Origin of the sequence: Arthrobacter sp. NPDC097144 (assembly GCF_044762205.1) — a bacterium.
GTDB lineage: Bacteria > Actinomycetota > Actinomycetes > Actinomycetales > Micrococcaceae > Arthrobacter_B.
Map to the genome: position 1 here is coordinate 557,083 of NZ_JBIWDW010000003.1, position 19,777 is coordinate 576,859.

Below are 19,777 nucleotides of genomic sequence, written 5' to 3' on the forward strand. Positions count from 1 at the left end.
GCTAAACCTGCGGATTGCTGAGGACGGCAGGATCCTTGGGGCCGTGCGGCATGCGGACCCGGAGCGCGCTGGGGTCCACCCGGAAGGCGACGTGGGACGCCTTGCCCAAGTTGTCGCCGTCGACCTCAAACTCCTGCGGTGTCTCCGTGAAGATTTCCGCTTCCTTGCACTGGTAATACTCCACCGACGCCTGCTTGCCCTTGCCCCGGCGCAGCAGGCCGGCCGCGACACCGAGCCAGCCAAGCCGGCCCTTGGGGGCCATGGTCATGATGTCCAGCAGCCCGTCATCAATCCGTGCACCGGGGAAGATCTCAAGTCCGCCCATGATCTTTCCGCAGTTCCCGCCCATCACGCTGCGCGGATAGCCGTGAATTTCCTTGCCGCCGTCCAGCCGGATAGTGCTCTTAACCGGTTTGCCGGGCAGGTTGCGGATGCCTGCGTCCACATACGCCAGCCAGCCGACCCGGTCCTTCAACGCGTCATTCGTATCACCCATGAGCGCCGCGTCATAGCCGAGCCCGGCCATGACCAGGAAGACATCACCTTTCAGTGCCCGGTCCAGGGTGACGTGGACGACGTCGATATTGCGCTCGGTTCCGGTCAGGGCGGCTGCGACTGCGGCTGCCGGATCGTCCACGGCAATATCCAGGTTCCGGGCCAGCAGGTTTCCCGTCCCCAAAGGAAGCAGGCCCAGGGGAGTATCCGTACCCGTCAGCTCCGCGGCGACGCAGCGCACCGTGCCGTCACCTCCTGCGGCGATCACCAGATCAACGCCCGCTTCCAGTGCCTGGCGTGCCATGCCGCGGCCGGGATCCTCGGCAGTAGTCTCCAGCCACAGGGGCTCATCCCAGTCTTCGTCGCGGCAGATTCCGTTCACCAGGGAGCGGATGTCCACATCTGTTTTCTTGGTCGGATTGACGATGACGGCGACACGCTGGCGCTTTTGGGCAGATGAGCTGGCCATGGGTTCCTTTGATTGCTGCTGTTCGGCTTGTTCAGAGTCTAATCCGCCCCGGCACCGGCCCGGGGCGGATGCGGAAAGTGGCGGATCGGCTTGTACCCTGTGGGAGTGACTTTTACTTCTCGATACGTGGCCCTGGGTGACTCTTTCACCGAAGGTGTGGGGGACTGGGATGATTCCCGCCCCAACGGCGTGCGTGGCTGGGCGGACCGCGTGGCCGAACAGCTGATCCTTGCCGACGGGTCCTGGGGATACGCCAACCTGGCAATCCGCGGCAAGAAGCTCCACCAGGTGCTCGCAGAGCAGGTTGACGCCGCCCTCGCCCTGGAGCCCACGCTGGTGACCCTGTACGCCGGCGGCAATGACATCCTGCGGCCCAGGGTGGACATTGATGCCCTGGTGGACGCGTACGACGCCGGGATAGCAGCACTGCGCGCCTCAGGCGCCGCGGTGCTCGTGTTCACCGGGTTCGACTCCGGCCGCGCCCCCGTCTTTGGAGCCACCAGGGGACGTACGGCCCTGTACAACGAGCTGGTGCGGGAATCCGCGGACCGCCGCGGTGCGGAACTGGTGGATTACTGGCGGATGAAGGAACTGCAGGATGAAAGGTATTGGGACGTCGACCGGCTGCACATGTCCCCGGCCGGACACATGCTCACCGCCAAGAAGGTCCTGGAGGTCCTGCGGCACACGGATGCCATTGATGTGCCGGAGCTGGACGAGCTGCCGGCCCGGACCCGGGCGGACCAGCTGCGCCGGGACGCACAGTGGGCCAAGCAGTATCTGGGGCCATGGGTGGGCCGCCGGCTGAGGGGGGTCTCTTCGGGGGACAACCTCTCGCCCAAGTACCCCGTTCCGGTGCATCTGCCGGTTCCCGTGCGCTCCTGAACCGGGTTTTCAGCGGGCTGAAAACGGTTGTGGTGAGGTGTTTCACAGAATTCCCCGACCGCCCTGTAAATTCGTGGAATTTACCTCCAAATAAGTGCACATAATTCGGCGCGGGCGTGCTGATAATTCGGTAACCCCCGGTGTTCTTCCTAAACTTGATGGTCTGCCTGACGCCTTTCACGGCGTATGGCCGGTTGCTTCCGATACACGCAGCTGACTTCTAGAAAGAAAGCCACCATGCCTAAAGATGCACCCACCGTGCGCCGTCCTGTCCTCAGGCGCCGCCGACTGAAGGTCGATGACGTGAACGTCGTCGACAAATCGATGATGAAAAAAGCCGTTGGCGGAACCGTCGTCGGCAACACCATGGAATGGTTCGATATTGGTGTCTACGGCTACCTTGCCGTCACCATGGGCGCCGTTTTCCTTTCCGAGGCCGATGCCTCCGCCCAGCTGATCTTCAGCCTTGGCGTTTTCGCTGCCACCTTCCTGGCCCGCCCCCTGGGCGGAGTTGTTTTCGGCCGCCTCGGTGACCGGCTGGGCCGCCAAAAGATCCTGGCCGTAACGCTGATCATGATGGCAGCTTCTACCTTCGTGATCGGGCTCCTGCCCGGATATGACCAGATCGGCATGTGGGCTCCGGTCCTGCTGATCCTGATGAAGCTCATCCAGGGTTTCTCCACCGGCGGCGAGTATGCCGGTGCCACCACCTTTGTCACGGAATACGCCTCGGACAAGCGCCGCGGCTACCTCTCCAGCATCCTGGACCTGGGCAGCTACATGGGGTTCGCCCTCGGTGCCGGCGTGGTCTCCATCATGCAGCTCTCCCTCAGCGAAGAAACCATGCTGGACTGGGGCTGGCGCATTCCGTTCCTTATCGCCGGTCCGCTGGGGCTGATTGCCGTGTATTTCCGGCTGAAGATCGAAGAATCCCCGGCCTTCCAGGCAACCCTGGATGCGCAGGAAGAAAATGCCGCTTCAGACAATCCCCAGAGCGAGACGGCGCCTCCCGGCACCCTGGCCATGATCGGCCTCTACTGGCGCCCGATCCTGGTGGCCATGGTGCTTGTTGCTGCTGCCAACACCGTGGGCTACACCCTCACGTCCTACATGCCGTCCTACCTCACGGACTCCATGGGATACGACCCGCTGCACGGAACGCTCCTGACCATCCCCGTGCTGGTGCTGATGGCGCTGTGCATTCCGCTGTGCGGCAAGCTTTCGGACCGCATCGGGCGCCGTCCGGTCCTGCTGATGGGTGCAGGTTCCACCATTGTGCTGGCGGTTCCGGCCTTCCTGCTGATCGCCCTGGGCCCGGTCTGGTCCACCCTGCTGGGTCTGGTGCTGCTGGCTGTGCCCGTGACGTTCTACGTTTCCAACCTTGCTTCCGCGCTTCCCGCGCTGTTCACCACAGCAAGCCGCTACGGCGCCATGGGTATCTCCTATAACTTCGCGGTGGCAATCTTCGGCGGCACTGCCCCGCTGATCATGCAGGGCCTGATCAACCTGACGGACAATGATCTGATGCCGGCCTTCTGGCTGATGGCAACATCCGTGGTTGGTGCCGTGGCCGTTTACGTCATGAGGGAATCCGCCAACCGGCCCATGCCCGGCTCGATGCCCAGCGTGGACACGCCCGCCGAAGCCCGGGAACTGGTGGCCACCCAGGATGAAAACCCCCGGCTCGATGTCGATTCCCTGCCGTTCGACGCCGTGCCCGCCGAGTCCGGCAAGTAGCCGGAACAGCGGGCCGCCGCGCCCGCCAATCATTGAAGCCTCAACTAACCGTGGGAGGATGGATGCATGAGTAACTCCGATGCTTCTTCTGCCCCGTGGCTGAGCCCCGATGAGCGGCGGGCGTGGCTCGCGCTGTACGCCCTGGCCACCCGGCTCAATCCCACGCTGGACGCCGAGCTGTTCAAGCGGTCCCGGATCACGCTCTTTGACTACCACGTCCTGGCGATGACGTCCGAGGCTCCCTGCCGGAACCTGCCGATGAGTGAACTGGCCGCCCGGTCCAACGCATCGCTGTCCAGGCTTTCGCATGTGGTCAAGAAGCTGGAAGGCCGCGGCTGGATGGAACGCTCTCCGTCTCCGGATGATGCGCGGGTCACTACCGCCTCCCTGACGGACGAGGGCATGGCGGCCCTGGAGCAGCTGGCTCCGGATCATGTCCGCTCAGTGCGGAACCTTGTGTTTGACGGCCTGGACGAACGGGACGTGGCGGACCTTGAACGCATAGGCCGCCGCATCCTGAGCCGGATCGAGCCAGGCAACAGCATCGTTGAGGACAACAATCCGGAAAACGGCATTTGTTAGCCTTGAAGGACAGCAGAGAGACTACCGCCCCCACCGAGAGGTAATCCCCCATGCAGGCCCCCCGAATCCTGACCATCATCCTTGCCGGCGGAACAGGCGGGCGTCTCGGCGCGCTCACCGACCACCGTGCCAAGCCGGCCATGCCGGTCGCCGGGTCCTATCGGCTGATTGACGTTCCGTTGTCCAATCTGCACAACAGCGGCCTGGCCGATGTCTGGATTGTGGAGCAGTACCAGCCGAAATCCCTCAATGACCACCTGGTCAGCGGCCGTCCCTGGGACCTGGACCGGACCAACGGCGGCCTGCGGGTCCTGCCGCCTTACCAGGGCGGGGAGGGCGAAGGCTTCGCCGAGGGGAACGCAGACGCCCTGTACCGGCAGGCCGACTACATCCGGGAATATGATCCGGATCTGATCCTTGTCCTGAGCGCTGACCATCTCTACCGGCTCGACTACCGGGACGTCCTGGACACCCACGAGCGGACCAAGGCCGCACTGACCCTGGTGACCACGAAAATCCGCAACAACCCATCCGACCACGGGGTGGTGCAGGTGGAGGACGGCGTGGTCACGGGCTTTGACTACAAACCGGAGAAGCCGAAGTCAGACCTCGTCGCTGCGGAGATCTTCCTCTACGACGCCAAAGTCCTGCTGCAGGCGCTGGATGATCTGATGGAGAAGGACGGCCGGCTGGAAGACTACGGCGACCAGCTGATTCCCCACCTGGTCCAAACTGAAAAAGTAGCTGAACACCGGTTGGACGGCTACTGGCGGGACATGGGCACACCGCGCAGCTACCACCAGGGGCACATGGACCTTATTGACGGCCGGGGGCTGAACTTCGATGACCCGCGGTGGCCGATCCTTAGCGCGGCACCGCGCCGGCTGCCGGGTTTCGCCGGTGAAGGTGCCAGGGTGTCCAGCAGCCTGCTCGCGCCGGGCTCCCGGGTGGAGGGCAGCGTCCGCCGCAGCGTCCTGGGCCCCGGCTCCCTGGTGGAAGCCGGCGCCGAGGTGGAAAACTGCGTGATTCTGGGCGATGTCCGGATCCGATCCGGGGCCAAGCTTCGCAATGCGATCGTTGATGCCGGCGCCGTGATCGGCGGCGGCACCGAACTGGACGGCGCAGAGCTGGATCCGGATGCTGCGGTGGTGGTTGTGGGCGCGGACGGGGCGGTGGAAAAGCCGTCGTCGCCGTCCCAGGGGTGAGGTCAGGCACCTTTGCGGGGTACAGTATCCCGCCGGTTTGAATGAGAGCCGGGTTGCCCCTAGGATAGAGAGGCGTTAAGTTGCGCCTGTGTTCAGAGGGCCCGCTTCCACAGAGGGACAATGGACATTTGCGCGGCCACCCGTATAAACCTAGAATTGAAGGCTGTCCCGGCAGATACTGCTTGGCAACCTGAACTTCACCGTCTTCCCCGCGGCGAGGCACTTCGGCTGGATCTCACCCCGCCAGGTCAACCTCCGGAAAGTCGCAGTAATAACGGTGTCAAAACTGGTGGCGGGACGCTCTTTATGGCAGGTGCTTAGGCGCTTTGGCCTTGTGTCTGTTTTTTGAGGACCGTCATATTTACTACAACTGGAGGAGAGATCATGGCAGCTTATTGCCAGGTAACCGGAGCCATCCCCGGCTTTGGTCACAGCATTTCGCACTCGCACCGCCGCAACAAGCGTCGGTTCGACCCGAATATTCAGAAGAAGCGCTACTGGGTTCCGTCCCTGCGCCGCAACGTGACGCTGCAGGTTTCGGCCCGCGGCATCAAGACGATCGACGTGCGCGGTATTGACGCCGTCATCACTGACCTTATCGCGAAGGGTGTGAAGCTCTAGTGGCTAAGGACAAGGACGTTCGTCCGATCATCAAGCTGAAGTCGACCGCCGGCACCGGGTACACCTACGTGACCCGCAAGAACCGTCGTAACGACCCGGACCGCATGGTCCTGAAGAAGTACGACCCGAAGATCCGCCAGCACGTCGAATTCCGTGAGGAGCGCTAAGAATGGCAAAGAAGTCCAAGATTGCCCGCAACGAGCAGCGCAAGGTCGTTGTTGAGCGCTACGCTGCAAAGCGCCTCGAACTGAAGAAGACCCTGGTAGACGCAAACGCTACCGACGAAGCCCGCGAAGCTGCACGCCTCGGCCTGCAGAAGCTGCCGCGCAACGCTTCCCCGGTCCGCCTTCGCAACCGCGACCAGATTGACGGCCGCCCCCGCGGTACCCTCCAGAAGTTCGGTATCTCGCGTGTGCGTTTCCGCAACATGGCCCACGCAGGCGAACTGCCGGGCGTCAAGAAGTCCAGCTGGTAAGCACTGCTTATCCCGCTTTGAAAAGGGCGGCAACCTTCGGGTTGCCGCCCTTTTTGCTTGTCCGGACACCCTGCCCCGGCCGGATCGCAAATTCCGCGCCGTTGCTGGGAAGCAGACTAGAAGGCCAAGAGGGGAAAATGGCACCGTTTTGTGGGCTAAGAGCGGAAAAAACCGCGAAAAACAGCGGATTTTTCCTGATATTCCGGGTCGGACTGGTAAGTTTTCCAACAGTGGCGGTTTCGCATCCGTGATCCGCTCGAGCTAACACCTAGTCCAGGAGGACATAAATTGGCTATGAACCGCAGTGAACTTGTTGCAGCAGTCGCAGAGAAGTCCGGCAACAGCCAGACCGCAGTGAACGGCGTTCTTGACGCTGTCTTCGACATCTTCGCAACCTCTGTTGCCAATGGCGAGAAGATCACCATCCCCGGATGGCTTGCAGTCGAGCGCACGGACCGCGCTGCCCGTACCGGCCGCAACCCGCAGACCGGCGAAACCATTCAGATCCCCGCCGGCCACAGCGTCAAGCTGACTGCCGGCTCCAAGCTGAAGGCTGCCGTCTCCACCAAGAAGTAACCTCTCCGGAGGCAAGGCCGGCGCCTGGGGGCGCCGGCCTTTTTTGCGCAATTCGCCCAAATTTCTACCGCGGGTAGAGAATAGGTAACGTGCCTAAAACTGCCAACACCGATACCGCTGGCGCCAACCGGACGGCGAAGAACACCCGCCCGGTCCCCGCCGCTCCGCAGGCCGCCCCTGCCGTCCGCAACGGCTGGCTGGCTGCTGCCGCCGCCGTCATGATCCTGGCGCTGACGGCTGCGCTGCTTTTCTCCGGTGCCGCCGCCGCGCAGGAGCTTTCCGATCCCGGTGCGCTGACGCGCTGGGCGCTGCCCGTTGCCAAGGCCGTGCAGAACGGTGCCATGGCAGCGGTGATTGGCTCCCTGGTGTTTGCAGTGGCCATCCTGCCGAAATCCCTTAAGCTCACCCGCGGCCGCAAGGTCCGGGCGGACGAACCCGAGCATCCGGCCTTTGCCCGGGCAATGTCGCTGGCCGGGGTTGCCGCCGGAATCTGGACTTTGTCCGCCGTTGCGGTGCTGCTGTTCACCTACTCGGACGTATCCGGGCTGCCGCTGAGCGCCGATGCCACCTACACGCAGGGGCTGGGATCTTTCCTTACTGACTTCTCCACCGGCCGTGCCTGGCTGGCCGTCAGCATCATTGCGGCAGTGGTAACCACCCTGTGCTTCGGCGTGCGGTCCTTGAACGCCCTGGCGGCCACGGCTGTGCTCGCCTTCGGGGCCATTGTTCCCATCGCCCTGGTGGGCCACTCGGCCGGCGGCGACGACCACAGTGCGGCCGTGAACTCGATTGGCCTGCACCTGGCCGGGGTCTGCCTGTGGATCGGCGGGCTCATTGTGCTCGCCGTCATCTCACGCCAGCTTGGCCCCATCACCGGAGTAGTGCTGCGCCGCTACTCCGCGCTGGCAGGTTTTGCCTTCGCGCTGGTCTTCCTCTCAGGCATCGTGAACGCCTCGCTGCGCATCACGTCACTGTCCCAGCTGAACTCCGAGTGGGGACAGCTGGTGATCTTCAAGGCAGCAGCGACCCTGGTGTTGGGCGTCATTGGATTCCTCCACCGGCGCTGGATCATCCCGCAGCTGCCGGCCAAGGTTCCCGGTTCCGCCGCCGGATCCAGCGAACACGGCGGACCCCGGTCAAAGGGTGCCCAGCGCGTGCTTTGGCAGCTGATCGGCGTGGAACTGCTGATCATGGCCGCCGTCTCGGGTGTGGCAGTGGCCCTGGGCCGCACCGCAACGCCGCGGCCGGAGGAACTCCCGCCGGATGCCACTCCGGCACGCATCCTCACCGGCTACGACCTTCCGCCGGAACTGACGACGCAGCGCTACCTCACCGAGTGGCGCTGGGACTGGCTGTGGGTGGCGATTGTGCTGACTCTGGCTGTCGCCTACATTGCCGGCATGATCAAGGTCCGCCGCCGCGGGGATTCCTGGTCCGTGGTCCGCGGCCTGTGCTGGCTGGTGGGCCTGGCCGGACTCACCTACGTGACCTCCGGTGCACCCGCCGTCTACGGCATGGTCCTGTTCAGCACCCACATGCTGGCCCACATGTCCCTGACCATGGTGATTCCGCTGTTCCTGGTCCTCGGAGCCCCGGTGACCCTGGCGTTGAAGGCGCTGACTCCGCGCGGAGACGGCACGCGCGGCATCCGCGAATGGATCCTCATCGGGGTGCACTCCTGGTTCTCCAAGCTGGTCACCAACCCCATCTTCGCCGCCGTAAACTTTGCCGGCTCCATCGTGATCTTCTACTACTCAGAGCTGTTCGGCTTTGCCCTGCGCCAGCATGTGGGCCACGAGCTGATGGTGGTCCACTTCCTGCTGACCGGATACATCTTTGTCCTGACCATGATCGGGATCGACCCGCTGCCCTATCGGGCACCGTATCCGCTGCGCCTGGTCATCCTGCTGGCCACGATGGCCTTCCACGCTTTCTTCGGGGTGGCGGTGATGGGCGGCACGTCGCTGATCGAAGCCTCCTACTTCGGGAACATGGGCCGGGACTGGGGGCTGGGCGTCCTTGAGGACCAGCAACTGGGCGGATCGATCATGTGGGGACTGGGTGAAATTCCCACCGTCATGGTGGCGATCGGCGTCGCGCTGCAGTGGTCACGGACGGACGCCCGCGAAACACGGCGTAAAGACCGGGCGGCTGAGCGGAATAATGACGCTGAGCTGAATGCTTACAACGATATGTTCGCCAATCTGGCCAAGCGGGATGCCAGCAGCTCTGAAGGAGATCGTTAATGACTGAAACCGTGCGCGCCGGATACCGGGTGCGAGGCTCGGCGCTCGAGGGCCGCAACTGGCTCAACACCGGCGGCCGCCAGCTCGGGCTGGAAGACCTGCGCGGAAAGATCGTCCTCCTGGATTTCTGGACTTTCTGCTGCATCAACTGCCTTCACGTCCTGGACGAGCTCCGGCCACTGGAGGAGAAGTTCTCCGACGTCCTGGTGACCGTGGGCGTCCACTCGCCCAAATTTGAGCACGAAGCGGATCCCGTGGCCCTCGCTGCGGCCGTGGAGCGCTATGAGATCCACCACCCGGTCCTGGATGACCCCGAGCTGCTCACCTGGCAGGCCTACGCGGCACGCGCCTGGCCCACCCTGGTGGTCCTGGACCCCGAGGGCTACATCGTGGCCAACCTCTCCGGTGAAGGCCACGCAGCCGGCCTGGAATCACTGGTCAGCGAGCTCGTAGCTGAACACGAGGCCAAGGGCACCCTGCACCGCGGCGACGGTCCCTACGTGCCGGCCGAACCCACTGCCGGGAACCTGCGGTTCCCGGGCAAGGCAGTTCCGCTGCCCGGCGGGAGCTTCCTGGTCGCAGACACCGGCCACCACCGGCTGGTGGAGCTGGAATCGGACCTCACCACGGTACGGACCGTGATCGGCGACGGCACCAAGGGCTGGCGCGACGGCGCTGCTGACACCGCACGCTTCAACGAACCCCAGGGCGTGGCAGTCCTGCCGGCCGCCGTGGCTGAGCAGGCGGGGTACGACGTCGTCGTCGCGGATACCGTCAACCACCGCCTTCGCGCCGTGTCCCTGTCCTCCGGGACTGTGGCCACCGTGGCCGGAAACGGTGTTCAGCGCCTCCTGGACGCCGGAAACCCGGCAAAGCGCACTCCCGGCGGGGATCATCCCTCCGAGTCCCGTACAGCGGCTCCGGGCGGCGCAGCCGGGGCGGGCACCGTACCGGCACTGCTCGGGACGGACGCGCTGGACATTTCGCTGTCCTCCCCGTGGGACCTCACCTGGTCCACTGTGCTGGGACGGCTGGTGGTGGCCATGGCCGGCACCCATCAGATCTTTACCTTTGATCCGCTCACCGGCGCGGTGGGCATCCTTGCCGGGACCGGGCTGGAAGGCCTGCTGGACGGAGACGGCAGCGAGGCCTGGTTTGCCCAGTCCTCCGGCCTTGCCGAAGATGCTGCCGGCAACATTTGGGTGGCCGACTCTGAGACATCGGCAGTGCGCCGGTTGAGCTTCACCGACGACGACGGCGGCACCCGGGTATCCGTGAGCACCGCCGTCGGCGCCGGGCTGTTCGATTTTGGTTTCCGCGACGGTGCCGCCGGCGAAGCGCGGCTGCAGCACCCGCTGGGCGTTGCGGTGCTGCCGGACGGCTCGGTGGCGATCGCTGACACCTACAACGGTGCTGTCCGCCGCTTTGACCCGGTGACGCAGACCGTATCAACCCTGGCCCGCGGACTCTCGGAGCCTTCCGATGTCCTGGTGGACACCACCACCGGAGAGCCGCTGCTGGTTGTGGTGGAAGCCAACAAGCACGAACTGGTACGCGTGGCCATCCCCAAGGAAGCACAGTCGGTGGACGAGGGAGCGCGTCAGACACAGCGCCCGGCCAGTCCCGTGGCGGCCGGTCCGGTGGGCCTGTCCGTCCGGTTTGCCGCGCCGAAGGGCCAGAAGCTCGATGACCGCTGGGGCGACCCCACGCAGCTGAAAATCTCCTCCTCCCCGGAAGAGCTGCTGGTCTCGGGCGGCGGAACCTCCACCGGCCTGACCCGTGAGCTGGTGCTGTCGGACTCCGTCGCCGGCGGTGTCCTGCACATCACCGCCCGGGCGGCGGCCTGCGACGGCGAGCCCGGCGGGGAAATCCCGGACCATGCTGCCTGCCACATGTACCAGCAGGACTGGGGCATTCCGGTGACGATTGACGCCGGCGGAGACACCGCCCTGACCCTGGACCTGCGCGGACTGGACTAGCCGCTCCTTTCCCCCCCGAGATAGCAGAAACGGCGCTTCCCAGCTCTGGGAAGCGCCGTTTCTGCTATCTCGCGGGCAGCGGGATCAGTCGATGAGAGGGGTGACGGTGACTTCGCCGGAGCCCATGGACAGCCGGGCCGCAAAGCTGAACTCTTTTTCAACTGTCAGCGGACTCTTCATACCGCTGAAGAGGTCGGTCTGCGTGGCGGTGAGCCGGGCCTTCCCGGTCAGCGGCGAGAGGACCCACTTGCCGGCGACGTTCCTGATGTCCACCGTGGGATATTCCGTGATTGTCCAGACAATGGGCGGCTGTACCTGGTTATCGGTGAAGTGGAAGAAGGGGCAGCCCGGGGGAGCGAGGCGGTCCCGCGCGCTGGTGCAGCCGTCAAGGAAATCCCGGACCCGGGCATCCACCGCGGTCTTCAGGGCCTCGGTTGCCTCCGTGGTCAGCACCAGGTCAACGGTATCCGCGGCAGAACCCACAATGCCGGATGCCGCAGGCGCGGCCAGAAACTCCGAGGTGTAGGACGCCTCCACGCGGGTGGGGTAGAAGGCCGCGAAGGTGGTGGTTTCGGCGGGCAGGGCAACACGGACGCCGTTGACCGTGGCTTCCCGCTGGCTGGCAGCCGTGACGGTCACAGTGGGAAGCGTGGAGGGGGCAAAGGACCAGCGGTCAAAGAACAGCCACTGCTTCTCCGTGCGGGTGAGGCGGAAGCTGCTCTCGCGTTCTTCACCGCCCAGTATGTACCTGGCCCTGACATCCGCCCGGTCATTTGCCGAGCGGGCCGCCTCTGAAACTTCCAGGACCTGCAGATCCGCTGTTGAAGCCGCCAGCCCGGCGTCATCCAGAAGAACTGCGTTGGAGTCCGGGACCTTGGCGCCCAACAAACCCAGGGCGCGCTCTCCGTTCCCCTCCTGCAGCGCCTCCAGGTAGCCGGCCACCTGTTGCTCAGGTCCGTAAACGTTGGCGTTAACGAAGTGGATAACTACCGCAGCAGCCCCGATGGTGAGCATTGCCGCGAGCAGCCACGTGGCCACCGCCTTGATTACTGGAGTTGTTCCGTGCACTGCTCAAACACTACCGGGCCAAAGGCATCCAGGCTGGAACATTGAAGCCCGGACCAGCGGCGATGTCCGCCGGCCCGGGCTTTCAACGTGCGGCTGCTACGAATCGGCGCCGCTCGTGACCGCATCATTCTCGCGGGCCATGGCAATCTCTTCAGCCCGTGCGGCGTTCGCTTCCTCGGTCAGCTCCGCTCCGGCACGTGCGTCGCGGGTCAGGTTCTCTCCGGTCTCCGGATCAAACAGGTGCACCTTGCGGGTATCCAGCCACAGTTCGGCGTCACGGCCGCCGCGGATGCGGGAGGCCGCATCGATGGTCACCACGATCTGCGGGCGCAGCTCGTCGGCATCCATCTCCCGGGCCAGGTTATCCAGCAGTTCCTTCACCTCGGGGTCCGGGTGGAAGGGGATGTAGCCGTACTGCTCGTTGCCCAACCACTCCGTGTGGCTGATGGGAGCGGTGAAGTGTGACCCGTGGGGGCGCTTGGCTTCGTCCACAAACTTGGCGTCCTCGAAGAACTCCGGGCGCAGGCCCACGAGCACAATCTTCTTTCCGGCTGCCTTCTCGGCCTTATCGGCGGGAATCGTGAGGTCGCCGACGGCGGTCCGCAGGACGTTGCCGTCCAGAGTCGCGGGCAGGAAGTTCATCGACGGCGAGCCGATAAAGCCTGCCACAAAGAGGTTGATGGGCTGCTCGTACAGTTCACGGGGGGAGGCCACCTGCTGCAGGATGCCCTTCTTCAGGACGGCCACCCGGTCCCCAAGGGTCATGGCTTCGGTCTGGTCGTGCGTTACATAGACGCTGGTGACGCCCAGGCGGCGCTGCATCTGGGAGATCTCCGAACGCATCTGGCCGCGAAGCTTGGCATCCAGGTTGGACAGCGGCTCGTCAAAGAGGAAGGCATCCGCCTGGCGGACAATCGCACGCCCCATGGCAACCCGCTGACGCTGGCCGCCCGAGAGGTTGGCCGGTTTGCGGTCCAGGTGCTCCGTCAGTTCCAGTGTGGCGGCGGCATCCCGCACCAATTTGTTCACCTGCTCGTCGGTGTATTTCCCCTTGGCCAGACGCAGCGGGAACGCGATATTCTCATACACCGTCAGGTGCGGGTACAGGGCGTAGTTCTGGAACACCATGGCCAGATTGCGGTCCCGGGGCGCCTTGTCATTCACGCGCTCCCCGTTGATCAGCAGGTCTCCGGACGTAATGTCCTCCAAGCCGACAATCATCCGCAGCAGGGTTGATTTTCCGCAGCCGGAGGGGCCAACCAGGATGATGAACTCGCCGTCCGCGATGTCCAGGCTGACGTCATTGACGGCCGGAAAACCGTCTCCGTATTTCTTGACGAGGTGGTTGAGGGTGATCGATGCCATGAGAGTAAATCCTTTTCTTCGACCGGACGAAAGGAACTAGCCCTTGACTGCGCCCTGGGTTAGACCGGAGACGATCTGGCGCTGGAACGCCAGCACCAGTATGACAACGGGAATGGTGACAATGATTGCGGCCGCCGAGATGGCGCCCGTCGGCTCTTCGAACTGGGAGGCGCCGGTAAAGAACGCCAAGGCCGCGGGAACCGGCCTGGCCGCATCGGTGGAGGTCAGCGAAATGCCGTACACGAAGTCGTTCCAGGCAATGAAGAACGCAATGATTGCCGTGGTGAAAACTCCGGGTGCGGCCAGCGGGACTATCGCCTTGCGGAAGGCCTGCCAGGTGGTGGCCCCGTCCACCTGGGCCGCCTGTTCCAGTTCCCAGGGGATCTGCCGGAAGAACGCGGACAGGGTCCAAATGGAGATTGGCAGCGTCAGCGACAGGTAGGGGATGATCAGGCCGAGCCAGGTGTCATACAAACCGATGGTGCGCCAGAGGTTGAACAACGGGGTCACGATGGAAATGACCGGGAAAATCGAGACACCGAGTGCGGTGGTCAGGATCAGCTTTTTTCCCGGGAAATCCAGCCGTGCAATCGCGTAGGCACACAGCGTCGCCAGGACCACGGCAACGAAGGTCGCAATCAGGGAAATTCCGATCGAGTTGCGCAGCGCCGAGAGGAAGAGGTCCTGGGCGTCGCCCACCAGGATTTCCTCGTAGTTGCTCCAGGACCAGGTGTTGGGAAGAAAGGTTCCCGAGGTGAGGTCGCTGGGGATCTTGAACGACGTGGCCAAAATGGAAGCCACAGGAAACAGTGCGTAGACGATCACGACGATCGAGATGATGGTCCAGACAAGTCTCCGACGGACGGGTGAGGCTTTCATTAGTTACCCCCTCGTGCACCGGTGAGGTCCACCTTGAACAGTTTGATGGCAATGAAACAAATGATGATGACGCACAGGAACAGCAGTACCGAGATGGCGGAGCCCATGCCGATCTCCAGGCGGGAAATCGAGGTGCGGTACGCCAGCAGGGACAGGACTTCCGTCCCGTAGGCGCCGTTGGTCATGATGTAGACGTTGTCGAAAATCCGGAAGGCGTCCAGCGCCCTGAACAGGACTGCAACCATGATGGCGGCCTTCATGTTCGGGAGAATCACCCGGGCCATCCGCTGCCACCAGGTGGCTCCGTCCACCTCGGCTGCTTCCGTCAGTTCCCCGGGAACCTGGGCCAGGCCGGCCAGCAGCAGAAGGGAAATGAAAGGCGTGGTCTTCCAGATTTCGGACGCGATGATGACGAACAGCGCGGTGGGTCCGTCGGCAAACCAGTTCAGGTCCGGGCTGATGCCCGGCACCCAGTCGAACCAGTGGTTGATGTACCCGGAATTGATGTCAAAGGCGTAGAACCAGGCAAATGCCGACACCACCGTGATGATGCCGTAAGGGACCAGAATGGCGGTGCGAAGCCAGCCGCGGACCGCTTTCAGGGCACTGTTCATCACCAGGGCCAGGGCAAAGCCCAGGACAAGTTCAACGGCAACGGTGATGACCGTGATCAGGAGCGTTACTCCCAGATCCCGCCAGAAGACGCTGTCGGTCAGGATGACGGAGTAGTTGCCAAGGCCGATGAACTCCCGGTCCGCCGGAGCGGTCAGGCGGTACTTGAACAGCGAGTCCCAGAGAGCCAGGAGAATCGGATAGGCGGTGACCGCCAGCATGATGACGAAGGCCGGGCCCGCCAGCAGCAGCCCGAGCCGCCGCTCCGACCGGGCGCGGTCACTCAGGCGGGGCTTGGCCGGCTTCGGCGCGGGCGGTGCTCCCCGCTGAGCTTCTACGGAAGTACTCACAGCAGCTTCTCCCCTTTCAGGACCTGAAGAATGAACTCGGCGCTGGTCGCCGGCGTGGTGTCCGGATTAACCGCGCTTGGCGGGGTCCATGTCTGCTGGATGCCGGTTGAAACCTCGTTGTAATACGGGGTTTGCGGGCGGGGCTTGGCCAGCTCCAGGGATTCACGGATGGTGTCCGCCATCGGGAACGTTTCCGACACGCCGGGCGCGTCGTACGCCGCCGTCTTTGCCGGCGGATTGCCGTTGGTCGTGAAGTACAGGGACTGGTTGTCCGGGCTGACTATGCACTCAATAGCCTGGTAGGAAAGGTCCTGGTGCTTGCTCTCGGAGCCGACACCAAGATCAATACCGCCCAGCGGCGGAGCAGTTTCCACGCCCGCGTTGACCTGCGGGTACAGGGTCCATCCGATGTCGTCGATCAGGTCGGCGGGCAGCGTTCCGGCTTCCACCGCGGCGTTGGTGGCCGGCCAGACAAAGGGATAGTTGACCATGAAGGACCCCTGGTCGCCCTGGAACTGGATCATGGAGGTGTTCTCGGTTTGGGTGGGCAACCCGGGGCCGCCCAGGCCTGCCTTGCCGATCGTGGAAATGATTTCCGCCGCTTGCGTGCCGGCCCCCGAATCGAGGCCCAGCTTGATTTCGTCTGCAGGGGCATCGGGGTTTTCCACAATGGTGCCGCCGGCGGATTCGATGAGGGCGTTGACCCAAACCGTCATGGACTCCGCACGTGCGCCCTGGACGCCCAGGTACTTTCCCTGGCTTTGCGCTGCGTCGATAAGTTGCTGCCAGGTGACGGGCTGGGTCATGTCCAGGCCCGCCGCTGCGGCTACGGATTTCCGGTACCAGAGGATCTGGGTGTTGGCCCAGAACGGAACGACCACCACCTTGTCTTTCCACTTGGCCCCGGTCACTGCGCCTTCAACGACGTCCCGGGTGGTGCGCTCCGCGACGTCATCCGGCACCGGTGCGAGATAGCCGGGTTCGGCGAGTTCAGGAACAAACGGCGGGTCCAGGCTCATGATGTCCATGGTGTCGTCTCCGGCAGCGAGGCGCCGTGCGAGCTGTTCCCGCTGGGCTCCCGCGTCGCTGGGCAGCAGCGAAGTCTCAATTGTGTAGGCCCCGTCTGCCTGGTCGGAGCAGATCTTCGCGATGGCCGCCTGCCCGCCGTCGTCGGGGTTGATGTACCACGTGAGGACGGGCGGACCTTCCGAGGAAGCGCAGCCGCTCAGCAGTGTGGCGCCGACGGCGAGGGCTAACCCTGCCGCTGTCCGTGCCCTCTTGCCGGGCCGGCCGTAATGTATTGCGTCCGTTGGCATCGGTGTAGTGCCTCCACCTCGTCGTAGGCGCGGATGTCGGGGCCCGGATCAGGCGACGGGGCCCCATTGCTTCCGCGGGACTGCACGCTAAGCAGCCTTCCAAAAGACACTATGCCCTAGGTGTGAATTCCGCCACTGCGGAAGGGGGGTGTCTGCAGTGAAATGTCAGGTCAGGAGGGCGGCAATGAGCACAAGCACGGGCAGCGACATGATGGTGGTGATCAGGACGGTGTCCTTCGCTACGAGGACGCCTTCCCCGTAGCGGCTGGCAGCAACAAAGACATTCTGGGCTGTGGGGAGGGCCGCGGTGACCACGACGGCGAACAGCAGGTGCCCGTCCATGCCCAGCCCAAACCGGGCCAGCGCGTAGGCGAGGAGCGGCTGCAGTCCGAGCTTGAAGACGGTGGCCAGAACGACGTCGGTGCGGCGCCCGCCGTCGCGCGTCAACGGCCGCGAGCCCACCAGCGAGATGCCGAAGGCCAGCAGCATGGCCGGGACGGCGGCTCCGCCGATGAGGCTTACGGGCTCCCGGATAATGACGGGAAGCTCAGTGTCGGTGGCGGCCAGGAGCAGTCCGATCAGAGTGCCGATGATGATGGGATTGCGCACGATCTGGGCGAGGAAGGTTAGCAGCGAGGTCCGCCGGCCGCTCGTGGCCGAGTCCATGAGCATCAGGAAGAGCGGGGTGAAGAATGCCATTTGGAAAATCAGGACCGGCGCAATATACGCGGCGTCGCCCAGGACATAGACCGCAATCGGCAGGCCGAGGTTGGCACCGTTGACCAGCGATGAGGACATCGCGGAGATCAGCGCTTCGGGCAGCGGGCGGCGCAGCCACCAGCGGGTGCACAGGACAAAAAGAAGTGCTGTCCCGAAGGCACTGGCCGCGGCAACGAGCAGCGGCAGGGAAAAGACGGTGTGCAGGTCCGCGTCGCTGAGGGTGACCAGCAGCAGGGCGGGAGAGGCCACGAAGAAGGCGAGCCTGCTCAGGACATTTTGCGCATTGGATCCCAGGGCGTCCAGCCGCCCGATCAGGTAGCCCACCAAAATGATGATCCAGACAACTGCGAATCCGGTCAGTACCCCCAGCAACGGCTTCTACCAGCTGTCTGCGGCGCGGGACAGCCGTTGCGTAGCGGGAACCGGAGCAGCACGGCGGAGGACTGGGGGTGCGGCATCTGCGGGCCGGGACGCGGAGCGGATCATCGGGGCAAGTATAGCCTCCGCTTCAGGCCCCTCACGCAACGTAAAAGACCCCCGGAATCACACTGATTCCGGGGGTCTTTCACCGTGGAGCGGGCGACGGGAATCGAACCCGCGTATCAAGCTTGGGAAGCTAGCGCTCTACCATTGAGCTACGCCCGCAGCGCCGAAGTCCTCCGGCACAAAAAACTACTTTACATGGAACCCGGGCCGCACCGAATTCGACGGTATCTTGGGCATGTTTGGCGGCAGTGACCCGGGGGAAAGATGACCGGGAGCAGGATAGAGGCCGGGGATCGTCGGAAGAACGGATATCTCCAGGGCCTCACTCCTGCTCGCCGCCCTCCCGGGCGCGTTCCACCAAGTCACGCCATTTGCCCTGCACACAGTGCTCGGGCAGGGTGACGGCGGCCGGGCCCACCGTAATCTCGTAGATGAACCGGTCCGCACCGGCGGGCTTTTCCGGGGGAACCTCCTGCAGCAGGGGCAGCCACTCGCGCTCGGCCTCCTCGGTGCTGACCTGGGTGCTCCAGACCCGGGTCAGTCCGCCGAAGCCTCCGGTACGGACCACCACTATCCTCACGGCAGAACGCCCACTGCTTCCCAGGCATCGGACACCGCACCGTACTCCTCACCTGCAGATCCGTAGCGGTTGTCGGCAGCGGAAAGCGTAGCAGCGGCGAACCGGGTGAACGTGCAGTCCGCCGGAAGGTTTTGCTCAGTAAGGGCGTCGTACCAGATTTGCCCGGCCCGTTCCCATGCAAAGTTGCCCAGGGTGGCGGCCGCCAGATAGAAGGCGTGGTTGGGGATGCCCGAGTTGAGGTGGACTCCACCGTTGTCTGCCGCAGTCTCCACGTATCCGGCCATGGTGGCCGGCTGCGGATCCTTGCCGAGCACGTCGTCGTCGTACGCCGTGCCGGGAGCCTTGAGGGAGCGCAGCGCAGAGCCTGACACCCGGTCAGTGAACAGGCCCGCACCCACCAGCCAGCTGGCACTGGCCGCCTCCTGATGCAGGAGCTTTTGTTCCACCAGGACGCCGAAGACATCCGAAACGGACTCGTTGAGCGCCCCGGCCTGCCCCTGATAATCCAACCGGGCCGTGTACTGGATCAATCCGTGCGTAAGTTCATGCCCAATCACCGTCAGGGACTTGGTGAACCGCAGGAAAACCTCGCCGTCGCCGTCGCCGCAGACCATGCGCTCACCGTTCCAGAACGCGTTGTCATAGTCGCGGCCGTAATGGACGGTGGCCGCCAGCGCTGAACCGGCGCCGTCGAGGGACGGGCGGCCATATGCGTCGCGGAAGAGGGCGTGGGCAGCACCGAGGCCCTCATAGGCTTCGTCCGCTGCTTCATCCCGGGTGGGTTCATCCCCTTCGGAACGGACCAGGACACCCGGCAGCGTCTCGCTCTGCTTGGCGTCGGAAACCTGCCGCCGAAGGGAGGGTGCCACCGCAGTGCCCCGCTGCGGCGGCGGAGCCTGCCGGGCAGAGGCTCTGGCCTGCCGGACCGGAGGGATCTCAGCAAGGGCCCGCCGGGCTGCTTCCGCGGCCCGGCCGAAGCCGTCCGTCTGCTGCTGCTCAACAATGCGGGACAAAAGGTAAGGGGGAACGATTGAGCAGGTCATGCTGTCCTCCGAGGTCCGGGTACCGGGATTCATGGTGTCCCGTTCCAGGGTGTTCCATGGTCGGGTTGCTGCACCAATGGCCCCAGCC

The 19,777-nt window shown here is 64.3% G+C and carries 19 protein-coding genes and 1 tRNA gene; 10 read left to right on the forward strand and 10 right to left on the reverse strand.

Going from position 1 to position 19,777, the window contains the following annotated elements:
- Position 1: 1 nt before the first annotated feature.
- The gene (locus ACIQXM_RS09715) at positions 2 to 964 is read right to left on the reverse strand and encodes a diacylglycerol/lipid kinase family protein (protein WP_400930846.1); all 963 of its coding nucleotides are present in this window, start codon (positions 962 to 964) and stop codon (positions 2 to 4) included.
- A 105-nt stretch (positions 965 to 1,069) separates the two neighbouring features.
- On the opposite strand from ACIQXM_RS09715, the gene ACIQXM_RS09720 reads away from it, so the two are divergent.
- The 10 genes from ACIQXM_RS09720 (at position 1,070) to ACIQXM_RS09765 (ending at position 11,270) form a co-directional block, all read left to right on the forward strand.
- A complete protein-coding gene (locus ACIQXM_RS09720) occupies positions 1,070 to 1,849 on the forward strand; it encodes an SGNH/GDSL hydrolase family protein (protein WP_400930848.1) in 780 nt (259 codons plus the stop codon).
- Between the two features lie 237 nt (positions 1,850 to 2,086).
- Positions 2,087 to 3,586, forward strand: a complete 1,500-nt coding sequence (locus ACIQXM_RS09725; RefSeq protein WP_400930850.1) for an MFS transporter — start codon at positions 2,087 to 2,089, stop codon at positions 3,584 to 3,586.
- Positions 3,587 to 3,652: 66 nt separating this feature from the next.
- Positions 3,653 to 4,168 carry a MarR family winged helix-turn-helix transcriptional regulator gene (locus tag ACIQXM_RS09730; RefSeq protein ID WP_400930852.1) on the forward strand — a complete coding sequence of 172 codons (516 nt, stop codon included), beginning with the start codon at positions 3,653 to 3,655 and terminating at the stop codon, positions 4,166 to 4,168.
- 50 nt (positions 4,169 to 4,218) lie between these two features.
- Positions 4,219 to 5,373, forward strand: coding sequence for a glucose-1-phosphate adenylyltransferase family protein (locus ACIQXM_RS09735; protein WP_400930854.1), 1,155 nt, complete (start codon positions 4,219 to 4,221; stop codon positions 5,371 to 5,373).
- Between the two features lie 384 nt (positions 5,374 to 5,757).
- Positions 5,758 to 5,994, forward strand: coding sequence for a 50S ribosomal protein L28 (gene rpmB / locus ACIQXM_RS09740; protein ID WP_104053173.1), 237 nt, complete (start codon positions 5,758 to 5,760; stop codon positions 5,992 to 5,994).
- Positions 5,994 to 6,161, forward strand: coding sequence for a 50S ribosomal protein L33 (gene rpmG, locus ACIQXM_RS09745; protein WP_013602737.1), 168 nt, complete (start codon positions 5,994 to 5,996; stop codon positions 6,159 to 6,161). Before rpmB ends, rpmG begins: the two co-directional genes overlap by 1 nt.
- Positions 6,162 to 6,163: 2 nt before the next feature.
- Entirely contained in the window at positions 6,164 to 6,469 is a 306-nt protein-coding gene (gene rpsN, locus ACIQXM_RS09750) for a 30S ribosomal protein S14 (RefSeq protein ID WP_400930857.1), read from the forward strand.
- Positions 6,470 to 6,757: 288 nt separating this feature from the next.
- Entirely contained in the window at positions 6,758 to 7,045 is a 288-nt protein-coding gene (locus tag ACIQXM_RS09755) for an HU family DNA-binding protein (RefSeq protein ID WP_104053170.1), read from the forward strand.
- A gap of 218 nt (positions 7,046 to 7,263) precedes the next feature.
- Positions 7,264 to 9,291 (forward strand): cytochrome c oxidase assembly protein, encoded by a 2,028-nt coding sequence (locus ACIQXM_RS09760; RefSeq protein ID WP_400930946.1) that lies wholly within the window; start codon positions 7,264 to 7,266, stop codon positions 9,289 to 9,291.
- Positions 9,291 to 11,270 (forward strand): NHL domain-containing thioredoxin family protein, encoded by a 1,980-nt coding sequence (locus tag ACIQXM_RS09765; RefSeq protein WP_400930860.1) that lies wholly within the window; start codon positions 9,291 to 9,293, stop codon positions 11,268 to 11,270. The genes ACIQXM_RS09760 and ACIQXM_RS09765 overlap by 1 nt, the downstream gene beginning before the upstream one ends.
- 84 nt (positions 11,271 to 11,354) lie before the next feature.
- Here the strand turns inward: ACIQXM_RS09765 and ACIQXM_RS09770 are convergent, their stop codons facing one another.
- The 9 genes from ACIQXM_RS09770 to ACIQXM_RS09810 form a co-directional block, all read right to left on the reverse strand.
- Entirely contained in the window at positions 11,355 to 12,308 is a 954-nt protein-coding gene (locus ACIQXM_RS09770) for a hypothetical protein (RefSeq protein ID WP_400930861.1), read from the reverse strand.
- 126 nt (positions 12,309 to 12,434) lie between these two features.
- Positions 12,435 to 13,703 carry an ABC transporter ATP-binding protein gene (locus tag ACIQXM_RS09775; RefSeq protein WP_400930863.1) on the reverse strand — a complete coding sequence of 423 codons (1,269 nt, stop codon included), beginning with the start codon at positions 13,701 to 13,703 and terminating at the stop codon, positions 12,435 to 12,437.
- Positions 13,704 to 13,739: 36 nt separating this feature from the next.
- The gene (locus ACIQXM_RS09780) at positions 13,740 to 14,582 is read right to left on the reverse strand and encodes a carbohydrate ABC transporter permease (protein ID WP_400930865.1); all 843 of its coding nucleotides are present in this window, start codon (positions 14,580 to 14,582) and stop codon (positions 13,740 to 13,742) included.
- Entirely contained in the window at positions 14,582 to 15,544 is a 963-nt protein-coding gene (locus tag ACIQXM_RS09785; protein WP_400930867.1) for a carbohydrate ABC transporter permease, read from the reverse strand. Before ACIQXM_RS09785 ends, ACIQXM_RS09780 begins: the two co-directional genes overlap by 1 nt.
- The gene (locus ACIQXM_RS09790) at positions 15,541 to 16,860 is read right to left on the reverse strand and encodes an extracellular solute-binding protein (RefSeq protein WP_400930869.1); all 1,320 of its coding nucleotides are present in this window, start codon (positions 16,858 to 16,860) and stop codon (positions 15,541 to 15,543) included. Before ACIQXM_RS09790 ends, ACIQXM_RS09785 begins: the two co-directional genes overlap by 4 nt.
- 165 nt (positions 16,861 to 17,025) lie before the next feature.
- The gene (locus ACIQXM_RS09795; RefSeq protein WP_400930870.1) at positions 17,026 to 17,952 is read right to left on the reverse strand and encodes an AEC family transporter; all 927 of its coding nucleotides are present in this window, start codon (positions 17,950 to 17,952) and stop codon (positions 17,026 to 17,028) included.
- A 199-nt stretch (positions 17,953 to 18,151) separates the two neighbouring features.
- Positions 18,152 to 18,225: transfer RNA gene (locus ACIQXM_RS09800), tRNA-Gly, on the reverse strand.
- A 163-nt stretch (positions 18,226 to 18,388) separates the two neighbouring features.
- Complete coding sequence (locus ACIQXM_RS09805; RefSeq protein WP_400930871.1) at positions 18,389 to 18,634, reverse strand: protealysin inhibitor emfourin; 246 nt, start codon at positions 18,632 to 18,634, stop codon at positions 18,389 to 18,391.
- 8 nt (positions 18,635 to 18,642) lie between these two features.
- Positions 18,643 to 19,722: a M4 family metallopeptidase gene (locus tag ACIQXM_RS09810; protein ID WP_400930873.1), complete on the reverse strand. Its 1,080-nt coding sequence runs from the start codon at positions 19,720 to 19,722 to the stop codon at positions 18,643 to 18,645.
- Positions 19,723 to 19,777: the final 55 nt, after the last annotated feature.

Coding starts and splice junctions, on each gene's coding strand:
- ACIQXM_RS09715 (WP_400930846.1), bottom strand. CDS start 964: ATGGCCAGCTCATCTGCCCAAAAGCGCCAGCGTGTCGCCGTCATCGTC.
- ACIQXM_RS09725 (WP_400930850.1), top strand. CDS start 2,087: ATGCCTAAAGATGCACCCACCGTGCGCCGTCCTGTCCTCAGGCGCCGC.
- ACIQXM_RS09730 (WP_400930852.1), top strand. CDS start 3,653: ATGAGTAACTCCGATGCTTCTTCTGCCCCGTGGCTGAGCCCCGATGAG.
- ACIQXM_RS09735 (WP_400930854.1), top strand. CDS start 4,219: ATGCAGGCCCCCCGAATCCTGACCATCATCCTTGCCGGCGGAACAGGC.
- rpmB (WP_104053173.1), top strand. CDS start 5,758: ATGGCAGCTTATTGCCAGGTAACCGGAGCCATCCCCGGCTTTGGTCAC.
- rpsN (WP_400930857.1), top strand. CDS start 6,164: ATGGCAAAGAAGTCCAAGATTGCCCGCAACGAGCAGCGCAAGGTCGTT.
- ACIQXM_RS09760 (WP_400930946.1), top strand. CDS start 7,264: ATGATCCTGGCGCTGACGGCTGCGCTGCTTTTCTCCGGTGCCGCCGCC.
- ACIQXM_RS09765 (WP_400930860.1), top strand. CDS start 9,291: ATGACTGAAACCGTGCGCGCCGGATACCGGGTGCGAGGCTCGGCGCTC.
- ACIQXM_RS09775 (WP_400930863.1), bottom strand. CDS start 13,703: ATGGCATCGATCACCCTCAACCACCTCGTCAAGAAATACGGAGACGGT.
- ACIQXM_RS09780 (WP_400930865.1), bottom strand. CDS start 14,582: ATGAAAGCCTCACCCGTCCGTCGGAGACTTGTCTGGACCATCATCTCG.
- ACIQXM_RS09790 (WP_400930869.1), bottom strand. CDS start 16,860: ATGCCAACGGACGCAATACATTACGGCCGGCCCGGCAAGAGGGCACGG.
- ACIQXM_RS09810 (WP_400930873.1), bottom strand. CDS start 19,722: ATGAATCCCGGTACCCGGACCTCGGAGGACAGCATGACCTGCTCAATC.